10 protein-coding genes are annotated in these 13,406 nt (G+C 70.9%); 7 read left to right on the top strand and 3 right to left on the bottom strand.

Annotated elements, in window-relative coordinates; all coding sequences use genetic code 11:
* The 3 genes from CCN35_RS05775 to sbnA form a co-directional block, all read left to right on the top strand.
* On the top strand, positions 1 to 700 hold a 700-nt coding region (locus CCN35_RS05775; RefSeq protein WP_086791728.1), incomplete at its 5' end, for a TauD/TfdA family dioxygenase.
* Complete coding sequence (gene sbnB / locus CCN35_RS05770; protein ID WP_067389514.1) at positions 697 to 1,776, top strand: 2,3-diaminopropionate biosynthesis protein SbnB; 1,080 nt, start codon at positions 697 to 699, stop codon at positions 1,774 to 1,776. The genes CCN35_RS05775 and sbnB, both read left to right, overlap by 4 nt.
* A gap of 37 nt (positions 1,777 to 1,813) precedes the next feature.
* Complete coding sequence (gene sbnA / locus CCN35_RS05765; RefSeq protein WP_067389512.1) at positions 1,814 to 2,878, top strand: 2,3-diaminopropionate biosynthesis protein SbnA; 1,065 nt, start codon at positions 1,814 to 1,816, stop codon at positions 2,876 to 2,878.
* Positions 2,879 to 3,063: 185 nt separating this feature from the next.
* On the opposite strand, the gene katG is transcribed toward sbnA, so the two are convergent.
* Together katG and CCN35_RS05755 are read right to left on the bottom strand one after the other, a co-directional pair.
* Entirely contained in the window at positions 3,064 to 5,295 is a 2,232-nt protein-coding gene (gene katG / locus CCN35_RS05760; protein WP_067389510.1) for a catalase/peroxidase HPI, read from the bottom strand.
* A gap of 32 nt (positions 5,296 to 5,327) precedes the next feature.
* Positions 5,328 to 5,765: a Fur family transcriptional regulator gene (locus CCN35_RS05755; RefSeq protein WP_067389508.1), complete on the bottom strand. Its 438-nt coding sequence runs from the start codon at positions 5,763 to 5,765 to the stop codon at positions 5,328 to 5,330.
* A gap of 441 nt (positions 5,766 to 6,206) precedes the next feature.
* Here CCN35_RS05755 and CCN35_RS05750 point away from each other — a divergent pair, with 441 nt between their 5' ends.
* On the top strand, positions 6,207 to 7,058 hold the full coding sequence (locus CCN35_RS05750) for a CAP domain-containing protein (RefSeq protein ID WP_067389506.1): 852 nt from the start codon (positions 6,207 to 6,209) through the stop codon (positions 7,056 to 7,058).
* Between the two features lie 171 nt (positions 7,059 to 7,229).
* On the opposite strand, the gene CCN35_RS05745 is transcribed toward CCN35_RS05750, so the two are convergent.
* Complete coding sequence (locus CCN35_RS05745; protein ID WP_067389504.1) at positions 7,230 to 8,045, bottom strand: SAM-dependent methyltransferase; 816 nt, start codon at positions 8,043 to 8,045, stop codon at positions 7,230 to 7,232.
* A gap of 384 nt (positions 8,046 to 8,429) precedes the next feature.
* Here CCN35_RS05745 and CCN35_RS05740 point away from each other — a divergent pair, with 384 nt between their 5' ends.
* From CCN35_RS05740 to betT, 3 genes are all read left to right on the top strand, one after another.
* A complete protein-coding gene (locus CCN35_RS05740; protein WP_067389502.1) occupies positions 8,430 to 9,896 on the top strand; it encodes an aldehyde dehydrogenase family protein in 1,467 nt (488 codons plus the stop codon).
* A 74-nt stretch (positions 9,897 to 9,970) separates the two neighbouring features.
* Positions 9,971 to 11,539: a GMC family oxidoreductase gene (locus CCN35_RS05735; RefSeq protein ID WP_086791726.1), complete on the top strand. Its 1,569-nt coding sequence runs from the start codon at positions 9,971 to 9,973 to the stop codon at positions 11,537 to 11,539.
* 75 nt (positions 11,540 to 11,614) lie between these two features.
* On the top strand, positions 11,615 to 13,406 hold a 1,792-nt coding region (betT, locus tag CCN35_RS05730), incomplete at its 3' end, for a choline BCCT transporter BetT (protein WP_107501029.1).

Genomic DNA, 13,406 nt, shown 5'->3' with positions numbered 1-13,406 from the left:
GCCCATGTGCATGCACCACGAGCTGAGTTACGCGCTCGAGGCCCCCGGTCTGATGCTCTTCGCGTGCACGGTCCCGCCCGCCGAGGGCGGGGCGACCGGCGTGGCCGACGCGGAGGCCGTGCTCCAGGCGCTGCCCGCCGAGCTGACCGAGCGGTTCGAACGCGAGGGCTGGCTGCTGGTCCGCAGCTACAACGACGAGATCGGCGCCTCGCTCGCGGAGTCGTTCGGCACCGACGACCGCGAGACCGTGGAGAACTACTGCCGCGCCCACGCCATCGACTTCACCTGGCAGCCCGACGGCACTCTGCGCACCCGGCAGCGCCGCGCCGCCGTGGTGCGGCATCCGGTCACCGGCCGGCGCTGCTGGTTCAACCAGATCGCCTTTCTCAACGAGTGGACGCTGGCTCCGGAGGTGCGCGAGTACCTGGTGGACGAGTACGGCGAGGACGGGCTGCCGTTCAACACCCGTTTCGGGGACGGCAGTCCGATCGGCGAGGACGTCGTCCAGCTGCTCAACGAGACCTACGAGCAGCACACCCGGCGCGAGCCCTGGCAGGCCGGCGATCTGATGCTGGTCGACAACATCCGTACCGCGCACAGCAGAGAGCCCTTCACCGGCGACCGTCAGGTGCTGGTGGCCATGGCCGAGCCGCAGCGCCTGGCCGCGTACGACCCGAATGCGAAGGGAAGCCGTCGATGACTTCTGTGACCTCCCCCGCCACCGACACGGACACCGCCCGCCCGGCCCCGGTGCCGTCCTTCGCGGTGATCACCGGCGCCCAGGTGCAGCAGGCGCTCAAGGGGCGCGAGAAGGAACTCGTCCATCTGATCGAGGCGGCCTACCGGCTGCACGGCGCCGGTGAGACGGTGAACCCGCCGTCGTACTTCCTGCGCTTCCCCGACCGCCCCACCTCCCGGATCATCGCGCTGCCGGCCTCGGTCGGCGGGCCGGTGCGGGTGGACGGCCTGAAGTGGATCTCCAGCTTCCCGGACAACGTCTCCTCCGGTCTGCCCCGGGCGTCGGCGGTCCTGATCCTCAACGACCACGACACGGGCTACCCGTTCGCCTGCCTGGAGAGCTCCATCATCAGCGCCACCAGGACCGCGGCGTCCGCCGCGCTGGCCGCCGACTGGCTCACCCGCAACCGGCCGCGTCCCACCCGGGTGGGTTTCTTCGGCACGGGACTGATCGCCCGCTACATCCACACCTTCCTGACCGGCACGGGATTCGTCTTCGACAGCGTCGGGGTGTACGACCTGTCGGCCGACAGCGCCGCCGGGTTCTGCGGCTATCTGCAGAAGGCCGCCGAGTCCGGGCAGAGCGCGGACATCACCGTGCACGACAGCCCCGAGGAGCTGATCCGCTCCAGCGACCTGGTGGTCTTCGCGACGGTCGCCTCGGAGCCGCATGTCACCGACCCGTCCTGGTTCGCCCATCATCCGGTCGTGCTGCATGTGTCGCTGCGCGACCTCGCCCCGCAGGTGCTGCTCTCCGCGGCCAACTTCGTCGACGACGTCGAGCACTGTCTGAAGGCCGGCACCTCACCCCATCTGACCGAGCAGCTCACCGGAGGCCGGTCCTTCCTGGACGGCACCCTCGACGACGTCATGACCGGGCGGGTGGAGCCGCGCACCGACCGGACGGTGATCTTCTCGCCCTTCGGTCTCGGGGTCCTCGACCTCGCCGTCGGCAAGTACGTCTACGACGCGGTGGCCCGCGCCAAGGACCTGCACATCATCGACGACTTCTTCCATGAGCTGCGCCGATACGGCTGAACACCCCTTTCCTCGGCCCAGGCATCAGGAGGCCAGCGTGCCCGTCATATCCGCTCCCCACGCCTTCAACGAGGGTCAGCTCTACGTCGACCTGCGGTCGATCTTCGGGCGCTCGCTCTACCTGAAGTGCGAGGGCTTCAATTTCGCCGGCTCGATCAAACTGAAGGCCGCGATAGAAATGGTGGAGGCCGCAGAACGGCAGGGGCTGCTGAAGCCCGACTCGATCCTGATCGAGTCCTCGTCGGGCAATCTGGGCGTGGCGCTCAGCATGATCGCGGCCAGCAAGGGCTACCGCTTCCTGTGCGTGACGGACTCCCGCTGCAACCTGTCGGCCAGGCTGCTGATGGAGGCGCTGGGCAGCGAGGTGCATGTCATCGCCGACCTCGACGCCAACGGCGGGTTCCTCGGCGCACGCATCGACTACGTACGCGGGTTGTGCGAGTCGGACGACCGGTACGTCTGGCTCAGCCAGTACACCAACCCGAACAACTGGGGAGCGCACTACCGCAGAACGGCCCCGGAGATCGCCCGGCAGTTCCCGCAGCTGGACGTGCTGTTCGTCGGTGCGGGCACCACCGGCACCCTGATGGGGTGCGCCCGCTACTTCCGCGAGTGGCACCGTCCGGTGCGGATCGTCGCGGTGGACACCGTCGGCTCGGTGGCCTTCGGCGGCAAGCCGGGCCGACGGATGATCCCCGGGCTGGGCATGAGCATGCGTCCGCCGCTGCTCGACGAGTCCTTCGTCGACGAGGTGATCCGGGTGGAGGAGGCGGACACCATCCGCACCTGCCACCGCCTCGCCCGGCACGGGTTCCTGTTCGGCGGCTCCACCGGGACGGTGGTCAGCGGCGCGATGGACTGGCTGTCCCGGTACGGAAGCAACGACCTGACCGCGGTGGCCGTAGCGCCGGACCTCGGCGAGCGCTATCTCGACACGATCTACCAGTCCGCCTGGCTGAAGGACCTGTACGGCGACCAGATCCTCGAGGAGGACGCTCCCGAGGAGGTCACCGCCGGTTCCCCGTCCGCCGGGTCCCGTGCGCAGCGGACCACGAACGGACACCGCAAGGAGTACAAGCGGCAGAAGGAATACGAGAAGTAGCGGCAAAGGGGGGCGAGGAGGCAGGCGGACAGCGCATCGCCGCGCGGGACGGCACGCCGCCGGGACCGCCGGGTCAACCGGGCAACCGGGGCAGCCCGACAAGGAAAGGAGCCGCAGGCGGAGACGTCCGGGCCGACCGGACGGAGCGGTCGGCCCGGACGCCGTGTCCGGTGTGCCCGGCGGGATCAGGCGAGGTCGAACCGGTCGAGGTTCATGACCTTGACCCATGCCGCGACGAAGTCCTTGACGAACTTCTCCTTGGCGTCGTCGCTGGCGTAGACCTCCGCCAGTGCGCGCAGCTCGGAGTTCGACCCGAAGACCAGGTCGACACGGCTGCCCGTCCACTTGACCTCGCCGGCGGCGATGTCGCGGCCCTCGAAGGTGGTGGCGTCCTCGGACGTCGGCTTCCAGGTGATCCCCAGGTCCAGCAGATTGACGAAGAAGTCGTTGGTCAGCACGCCGGGGGTGTGGGTGAAGACACCGAGCTGCGACCGCTGGTGGTTGGCGCCGAGCACCCGCAGACCGCCGACGAGGACCGTCATCTCCGGGGCGCTCAGGGTCAGCAGGTTCGCCCGGTCGATCAGCAGGTACTCCGCCGGGAGCCGGTTGCCCTTGCCGAGGTAGTTGCGGAATCCGTCGGCGGTCGGCTCGAGCACCGCGAACGACTCCACGTCGGTCTGCTCCTGCGTGGCGTCCACACGGCCCGGGGTGAAGGGCACCTCGATCTCGACCCCGCCCTCCTTGGCGGCCCGCTCGACGGCCGCGCCGCCGGCGAGCACGATCAGGTCGGCGAGCGAGACCCGCTTGCCGCCGCTCTGGGAGGCGTTGAAGGACTCCTGGATCCGCTCCAGGGTGCGCAGCACCGTCGCCAGCTCGTCGGGGTCGTTGACCTCCCATCCGCACTGCGGCTGAAGGCGGATGCGGGCGCCGTTGGCACCGCCGCGCTTGTCGCTGCCGCGGAAGGAGGAGGCCGACGCCCACGCGGTGGACACCAGCTGGGACACCGACAGACCGGAGTCGAGCACCTGGGCCTTGAGGGCGGCGACGTCCTCGGCGTCGATCAGCTCGTAGGTCCGCTCGGGCAGCGGGTCCTGCCACAGCAGCGTCTCGGAGGGCACCTCGGGGCCGAGGTAGCGCGAGACCGGGCCCATGTCACGGTGGGTCAGCTTGAACCACGCACGGGCGAAGGCGTCGGTGAACTCGTCGTGGTTCTCCATGAACCGCCGCGAGATCCGCTCGTAGACCGGGTCGTACCGCAGTGCCAGGTCGGTCGTGAGCATCGTCGGGGCGTGACGCTTGGACGGGTCGTGGGCGTCGGGGACGGTTCCGGCGCCGGCGCCGTCCTTCGGCCGCCACTGCCAGGCACCGGCCGGGCTCTTGAACAGCTCCCACTCGTAGCCGAACAGGATCCGGAAGAAGCTGTCGTCCCAGGTGGTCGGGGTGTCCGTCCAGATGCCCTCGAGACCGCTGGTGATCGTGTCGGCGCCCTTGCCCGTGCCGTAGGTGCTCCGCCAGCCCAGCCCCTGCTCCTCCAGCGGGGCGGCCTCGGGGGCGGGGCCGACGTGGTGGGCCGGGCCCGCGCCGTGGGTCTTGCCGAAGGTGTGGCCGCCGGCGATCAGTGCGACGGTCTCCTCGTCGTTCATCGCCATCCGGCGGAACGTCTCACGGATGTCGCGGGCCGCGGCGAGCGGGTCCGGGTTGCCGTTCGGGCCCTCGGGGTTGACGTAGATGAGCCCCATCTGGACCGCCCCGAGCGGCTCCTCCAGCTCGCGGTCGCCGCTGTAGCGCTCGTCGCCGAGCCAGGTCGTCTCGGGGCCCCAGTAGACGTCCTCCTCCGGCTCCCACACGTCCTCACGGCCGCCGGCGAAGCCGAAGGTCTTGAGGCCCATGGTCTCCAGGGCCACGTTGCCGGCGAGGATCAGCAGGTCGGCCCAGGAGATCTTCTGGCCGTACTTCTTCTTCACCGGCCACAGCAGACGGCGGGCCTTGTCGAGGTTGGCGTTGTCCGGCCAGCTGTTGAGCGGTGCGAAACGCTGCTGGCCGGATCCCGCGCCACCGCGGCCGTCGCTGATCCGGTAGGTGCCGGCGCTGTGCCACGCCATGCGGACGATGAACGGCCCGTAGTGGCCGAAGTCGGCGGGCCACCAGTCCTGCGAGGTGGTCAGCACCTCGGCGATGTCCCGTTTCACGGCCGGAAGGTCGAGGCTCTTGAACGCCTCGGCGTAGTCGAAGTCCTCACCGAGCGGGTTGGCCGCGGGCGGGTTCTTGGCGAGGATCTTCAGATTGAGCCGCTCCGGCCACCACTGGTGATTTCCGCCGCCCTGGGTCGGGTGCGGGGCGCGTCCGTGCGCGACCGGGCAGCCTCCGGTTCCCTCCGTCTTCGCTTCGGTGACGATCGCATCGGGGTTCTCGGACATGAACTTCCTTCCGGGCTGGGCGTATCACGAGCTCAGGTACTGCCGGAGTCGGAACATCCGGGGCACAGGCCCCAGTAGATGACCTCGGTCTCGTCGATCGAGAAGCCGTGGTCCTCGGACGCGGTCAGACAGGGGGTGTCGCCGACGGCGCAGTCGACATCGGCGAGGGCGCCGCACGAACGGCACACCACGTGGTGGTGGTTGTCCCCGACGCGTCCCTCGAACCGGGCCGGGCTGCCGGCCGGTTCGACACGGCGCACGAGTCCCGCGGCGGTGAGCGCGTGCAGGGCCTCGTACACGGCCTGGAGGGAGACATGGCCCACGCGTTCGCGTACGCCGGAGGCGATCGCCTCGACACCGAGGTGATCGCCCTCCCGCACGGTCTCGAGCAGCGCGACCCGCACGGCCGTCACCCGCAGGCCGGCGCCACGCAGCTCCTCGGCGGTGGCCGGGGTCCGGGGTCCGGTCATGCGCAGAACCTATGCGGGCCCGCATGAACGGCTCAAGGAAGCGAACAAGACAAAACCAGGAGGGGCACAACCGTGACATCCCTCACATCGGCCGCCCCGTCTGGGCATGCGGGATAGTAGACAGCACCCTCCCGACATACGGCCTTTTGTCCTGATTGATACAGGCGTGCATCAGGGGGGACGCACAGGGCCGTCCGTCCGCCCGGCGTACTCGCCGGTATCGCGTGCGGGCCGCGGATCTGACGGAGCGACGGCATCCCGCGGAGCGCGGCAGCGGCCGGGCAGCATGCCCCCGTTCCTCTCCGCAAGGGCTGTCCGCGTCTACGAAGCACAGTAGTAGCAAAGCCCTTTGCACTCGCTGCGAAGCCGTCCCAACAATGACCATCCCCAGGACGTCGCCGCAGGTCAGCAGCTTTCGGCGATCCCCCAGTGAGGTCACGCATGGGCAAGCACCGCAAGAAGAATGTTCACCGTCGCATAGTTGTCGCCGCCGTCGTCGTGGGCGCCGTGGGTGCACCGTCCGTCGCCCTCGCCTGTGGCGACTGGTGGGGCGGCCGAGGGGCCGCCGGCTCCGGGAACCAGGCCCCGGTCTCGGCGCCGTGGAAGGCTCCGGCCGCTGCGAGCACTCCGGACGTCACCGCTCCGAAGCCCTGGAACCCGCCGCAGAAGTCCGAGGGCCACCAGCGCTGGGGCCAGAAGCCCCGGGCCCACGAGTCCGAGGGCCACCAGCGCTGGACGGAGAAGCGCCGGTCCCACAAGCCCTGGGCGGGGCAGCCCGAGCGTCAGAAGCCCTGGAGCACCGCACCCGGGTCCCAGCCGGGCTCCTCCGCTCCTTCGGCTCCCTCCACGCCCTCCGCTCCTTCTTCTCCCTCCGCTCCCTCGTCGCCGGACGCGCCGGCCTCCGACGTCCCGATGTCCGATGCCGCCGCGCGCATCGTGGAACTCGTCAACTCCGAGCGGGCCAAGGCCGGCTGCTCGCCCGTGAAGCCGAACGCGGCGCTGACCGAGGCGGCCCGGGCCCACAGCGAGGACATGGCGGCCCACCGGAACATGTCGCACACCGGGTCCGACGGCTCCTCCCCGGGCGACCGGCTCACCCGCGCCGGATACGACTGGCGCACCTACGGCGAGAACGTCGCCTACGGCTACAGCACTCCGGAGCAGGTCATGGCCGGCTGGATGTCCAGCTCCGGTCACCGTGCCAACATCCTCAACTGCTCGTTCACGGAGATCGGCGTCGGTCTCGCCCAGCCCGGCCACTACTGGACGCAGGACTTCGGAGCCCCCCGGTAGGCGGGCAGCGGCACGGTTCTGTCCGTCGGCCGCCACGCCGAAGCGGCGGCCGACGGCGCCGGGCGAGGGCGTGGACGCCCTGCCGGACGGGCGGACGACGGCGCCCCGGGAAGGGCCAGGACGCATGCCCCGCCCGGCGGGGTCCCCGGGGCGCCGCGTCCGCCTCGCTGCTCAGCTCTTGCGCCCCACTCCGCCGAACATGGCGACCTCGGGCCGCTCGAGCTCGGCGCCGTCCTCCGGGCGCCAGTGGTTGCAGGAGACCACGCCGGGTTCCAGCAGTTCCAGCCCGTCGAAGAACCGGACGACGGCATCGGGGGTGCGCTGGGTCAGTTTCGGGGTGCCGTGCTCGTTCCAGAACGCCACCGCGGCGTCGACATCGGGCATGTCCGGCCGTGTGACGGTGTGCGACAGCACCAGGAAGCTGCCCTTCGCCAGGCGGTCCATGAAACGCCGCACGATCCCGTACGCCTCCTCGTCGTCCTCGATGAAGATGACGACGCCGAGGAGCATCAGTGCCACGGGCTCGCCGAAGTCCAGGGTGCGTGCGGCCTGCTCCAGAATGGAGTCGATGTTGCGCAGGTCCTCGTCGAGGTAGTCGGTGCGCCCCTCGGGAGTGCTGTCGAGCAGGGCGGCGGCGTGGGCGAGGACGATCGGGTCGTTGTCGACGTAGACGATGCGGGACTCGGGCGCGACCCGCTGGGCGACCTGGTGGGTGTTGTCCGCGGTGGGCAGCCCGGTGCCGATGTCGAGGAACTGCCGTATGCCCCGCTCACCGGCGAGATGGCGCACGGCCCGTCCCAGGAACTTCCGGTCCGCCTGGGCATAGTCCCCGATCCCCGGGTGCAGCCGGCGGATCTCGTCCCCCGCTCGCTGGTCGACCTCGTAGTTGTCCTTGCCTCCCAGCCAGTAGTTCCAGATCCGGGCCGTGTGCGGCTGGTCCGTCTTGATTCTTCTGCCCGGCTCGCCCAGGGCTGCTTTCTCGGTCACGTGATGCCCTCCAGGTCGGACCGTTGATCTTCAAGTGGCAATCTAGCGGCAGGAGTTGAGAAGGAGGGCCGTTTCGGCGACGGGCCGGTGGCAGGGCCGGCGCTCCCCGCCACCGGGTCGCCGCGGGCCCGGGCCTCCCCCTCCCCGGACGCCCGAGCGCCGGGCGGACGTCTCGTGCCGCGGACACCGCACACCGCCCGTGAAGCGCGCCGGGCAGGGGCAGCAGGGTCCTGGAAGGTGCCGCCCGTCGTTGGTCCGCCCGGGTCGCCCGCACCACCCGGTCGCACGCGTCGCGGTGCGGCCCGCGACCGCCGCTCGCACGATGGTCCGTGCATCCGACCGTCGAACCGACCGGCGCCGAACCGGTGCGAAGGAGGCCTCACGGTGGGCGAGCTGTACATCGACGGCACGTGGACGAAGGCGGCGGCCGGCGGGAGGCGGGAGGTGATCAACCCGTACGACGCCTCGGTCGTCACCACCGTCGACGAGGCCGACGCCACCGACGTGGACCGCGCGGTGCGCGCCGCCCGGCGTGCCTTCGACGAGGAGGACTGGGCGTGCCTCCCCACCCGCCGCCGTGCCGACCTCCTGCACCGTGTCCACGACCTGCTGCTGCGGGACAAGGAGGAGATCGCCCGCACCGAGACCCTCGACACCGGCAAGACGCTGGCCGAGTCCCGCATGGACGTGGAGGACGTGGCGAACGCCTTCCGCTACTTCGCCGAGATCGCGGACAAGGACGGCGGCCGGGTCGTGGACGTCGGCCCGGACGTCCTCAGCCGTGTCGTCTACCAGCCGGTCGGCGTGTGCGCGCTCATCACCCCCTGGAACTACCCGCTGCTGCAGGCCTCGTGGAAGGTGGCGCCGGCGCTGGCCGCCGGCAACACCTTCGTCCTCAAGCCCAGCGAGACCACACCGCTCACCTCCATCGCCCTGATCCGGCTCGTCGAGGAGGCCGGCGCGCCGCCCGGCGTCGCCAACCTGGTGCTCGGTTCCGGGGCGACCGTCGGCGCGGCCCTGACCGGCCACCCCGAGGTCGATCTGGTGTCCTTCACCGGAGGCCTGGACACCGGGCGCACCATCATGGCCGCCGCCGCCCGGGGACCGAAGAACATCGCCCTGGAACTGGGGGGCAAGAACCCCAACATCGTGTTCGAGGACGCCGACTTCGCCGCCGCCGTGGATCACGCGCTGAACGCCGCCTTCCTGCACTCCGGCCAGGTCTGCTCGGCCGGCTCCCGCCTGCTGGTCCAGGACTCCCTGCACGACCGGTTCGTCGACGCCCTCGCCGAGCGTGCCCGGGCGATCCGCCTGGGCAACGGTCTGGAGGAGGGCACGGAGTGCGGCCCGCTCAGCTCCGCCGAGCACCGTGAGAAGGTCGAACGCCACATCGCCCTCGCCCGGGAGGAGGGCGCCCGGCTGGTCACCGGGGGCACCCGTCCCGACGACCCCGCGCTGAGCCGCGGCTTCTTCCTGCTGCCGACCGTCTTCGCCGACTGCGACCGGTCCATGCGCATCGTCCAGGAGGAGGTCTTCGGGCCGGTCGTCACCGTGGAGCGCTTCGGCACCGAGGACGAGGCGGTGGAGCTGGCCAACGACACCCGCTACGGCCTGGCCGGCGGCGTGTGGACCTCCGACGCCAGCCGCGCCCAGCGCGTCGCCCGGCGGCTGCGGCACGGCACCGTGTGGATCAACGACTTCCACCCCTATGTGCCGCAGGCCGAATGGGGCGGCTTCGGCCGCTCCGGCATCGGACGCGAACTGGGCCCCACCGGACTGCGCGAGTACCAGGAGGCCAAGCACATCTACCAGAACCTCGCCCCCGCGCCCTCCGGCTGGTTCAAGGGCTGACGGGACACGGCAGCTCCTGCGACGGCCACCGGCTGCGACGACCTCCGTGACGGCCACCGAAGAAAGGCACTCCCATGGCCACCACCACTTCGCACGGCGCCGAGTCCGCCTACGACTACGTCGTCGTCGGCGGCGGCACCGCCGGCTGTGTGCTCGCCGCCCGCCTGAGCGAGGACCCCGAATGCCGTGTCTGTGTCGTCGAGGGCGGCCCCAGCGACGTCGGAGACGATCGCATCCTGCGCCTGCGCAACTGGATCAACCTGCTCGGCTCGGAGTTCGACTACGGCTACACCACCGTCGAGCAGCCGCGCGGCAACTCCCACATCCTGCACTCACGCGCCCGTGTCCTCGGCGGCTGCTCCTCCCACAACACCGCGATCAGCTTCATGCCGCTGCCCCAGGACCTCGACGACTGGGTGGCCCGCGGCTGCACCGGCTGGGACCCGGCGACGATCCTTCCCTACCGCGAGCGGCTGCTCACCCCGATCGTCCCGGTGGCCGAGGCCGACCGCAATCCCATCGCCAAGGACTTCGTCACCGCCGCCTCCCGCGCCCTCGGCGTCCCCGTCGTCGAGGACTTCAACGCCGAGCCCTTCGCCGAGGGCGCCGGCTTCTTCTCCCTGGCCTACGACCCAAGGAGCAATCTGCGCCACTCCTCGTCCGTCTGCTATCTCCATCCGGTGATGGACCGCCCCAACCTCACCCTGATGCTGGAGACCTGGGCCCACCGGCTGCTCCCGGACGCGTCGGGGAGGCTGACCCGGGTGGCCGTCCGCGGTGCCGACGGCAGGCCCGCCGTCGTGCGGGCCGAGCGCGAACTCCTGCTGTGCGCCGGGGCCATCGACACCCCGCGTCTGCTGCTGCTGTCCGGCATCGGCCCGGCCGACGACCTGCGCGCCCTGGGCATCGAGGTACGGGCCGACCTGCCCGGCGTGGGGGAGAACCTGCTGGACCACCCCGAGTCCGTGATTCTCTGGGAGACCAGGGGTCCGCTGCCGCCCAACTCGGCGATGGACTCCGACGCCGGCCTGTTCGTGCGCCGCGACACCAGCCGGCCGCGCCCGGACGTGATGTTCCACTTCTACCAGGTGCCGTTCACCGTCAACACCGAGCGCCTGGGCTACCCCGTCCCGGAGCACGGGGTGTGCATGACCCCGAACGTGCCGCGCGCCCGCTCCGTCGGCCGGATGTGGCTGCGCAGCGCCGACCCCGACGAGCACCCCGCCCTGGACTTCCGGTACTTCACCGACCCCGAGGGCCACGACGAGCGCACCGTCGTGGAGGGCCTGAGGATCGCCCGCGAGGTGGCCGCCACCGAACCCCTCAGCGGCTGGCTCGTCCGCGAGGTCGCGCCCGGCCCGGACGTCACCTCCGACGCGGACCTGTCGGAGTACGGGCGCCGCGTGGCGCACACCGTCTACCACCCGGCGGGCACCTGCCGCATGGGAGCCCCGGACGATCCGATGGCCGTCTGCGACCCCCGGCTGAGACTGCGCGGCGTCGAGGGCGTGCGCATCGTCGACGCGTCGGTGTTCCCGGCGATGCCCACCGTCAACCCCGTGGTGACCGTCCTGCTCGTCGCCGAACGCGCCGCCGATCTGCTCACCGGCCGTCCCGGACCCGCCGAGGGGCCGGGACGGTGACCCGTCCCCGGCCCTCCGCGGCCGCGGAGGGCCGCCACGAACCGACGTCCCCGTCCTCGCCCAAGGAGGAACACCGTGTCGACCACGGGAGACAAGGGCGCCGCGGCAGCCCCGAGGGAGCCGGTGACGAAGACCGGGACGGCGGGCACGGGCCGGCTCAAGCCCGTGGTCTTCCTCGGGTCGGCCACCGTGATCCTCGCGATCTCGGTCTGGGCGATCGTCACGCCCTCCGGTGCGGAGGCGGCCATCGGAGTGGCGGTCGACAGGATCTCCTCGTGGTTCGGCTGGTACTACTTCCTCGCCGCGACCCTGTACCTGGCGTTCGTCCTCTTCATCGGCGTCTCCAAGTACGGCACGATCAGGCTGGGGCCCACGCACTACAAGCCCGACTACGGCCTGTTCGCATGGGCGGCGATGCTGTTCGCGGCGGGCATCGGCATCGACCTGATGTTCTTCTCGGTCGCCGGGCCCGTCAGCCACTACCTCGCGCCGCCGGAGGGCGCCCCGGAGTCGGTCGAGGCCGCCCGGCAGGCCGTGGTGTGGACACTGTTCCACTACGGCATCACCGGCTGGGCCATGTACGCGCTGATGGGCATGACGCTCGCCTACTTCGCCTTCCGGTACCGGCTGCCGCTCGCGATCCGCTCCGCGCTCTACCCGCTCATCGGCCGCCGGATCCACGGACGGATCGGGGACGCCGTCGACCTGGCGGCCATCCTCGGCACCGTGTTCGGCATCTCCGTGTCGCTCGGGATCGGCGTGGTGCAGCTGAACTACGGGCTGAAGGTCCTCTTCGGCATCCCGCAGGGGCTCGCCGCGCAGATCGGCCTGATCGTCGTGGCGGTGCTGATGGCCACGGCGTCCGTGGTCTCCGGCGTGGACCGGGGCATCCGCCGGCTGTCGCAGCTGAACGTCCTGCTCGCCGCCCTGCTGCTGCTCTACGTCCTGATCGTGGGCGAACCGTTCCGGCTGCTCAACGCCCTGGTCCAGAACGTCGGGGACTACATCAGCCGCTTCCCGTCGATGACCCTGAACACTTTCGCCTACGACCAGCCCGCCGAGTGGCTGGACGCGTGGACGCTCTTCTTCTGGGCGTGGTGGATCGCCTGGGCCCCGTTCGTCGGTCTCTTCCTGGCCCGCATCTCCCGCGGCCGTACCCTGCGGGAGTTCATCGCGGCGACGCTGATCGTCCCGTTCCTCTTCACCGGCCTGTTCCTGTCGGTCTTCGGCAACAGCGCCCTGTTCCTGGTGCGCGACGGGAACACCGCCTTCGGCCGGACGGCCATGAACGCCCCCGAGCAGGGCTTCTACGGCCTGCTGGAGCAGTACCCGGGGGCACTGTTCAGCGCCGGGCTCGCGACGTTCGTCGGGCTGCTGCTGTACGTCACCTCCGCGGACTCCGGGGCCCTGGTCATGGGCAACCTCAGCGCGGATCTGCCCACCCCGGTGACCGACGCCTCCCCGTGGCTGCGCACCTTCTGGGCCGTGGCGACCGGGCTGCTGACCCTCGCCATGCTCATCGTGGGCGGTGTGCGGGCGCTCACCGACGCCACCATCATCATGGGCCTGCCCTTCTCCTTCGTCATGTTCCTGATCATGGCGGGGCTCTATCTGGCGCTGCGCACCGAGCGGATGCGGACGCAGGTGCTGACCGCCACGCTGCCGGCGTCGCTCTCCGGGCGCACCCCGCAGCAGGGGCCGGCGGGGGCGCGGAACTGGCGGCACCGGCTGGCGCGGGCGATGGCGTTCCCCGGCCGGCGGGCGGCCGGGGAATTCGTCGAGAGCGTGTGCCGCCCCGCCTTCCGGGAGGTCGTCCAGGAGCTGCGGGCACAAGGGGTGGAGGCGGAGCTCCTGGAAGGGGTCGACG

The sequence above is a fragment of the Streptomyces thermovulgaris genome, assembly GCF_002155915.1.
Lineage (GTDB): Bacteria > Actinomycetota > Actinomycetes > Streptomycetales > Streptomycetaceae > Streptomyces > Streptomyces thermovulgaris.
Note: the sequence above shows the minus strand (reverse complement) of the source record. Positions and strands in the feature narration are given on the sequence as shown.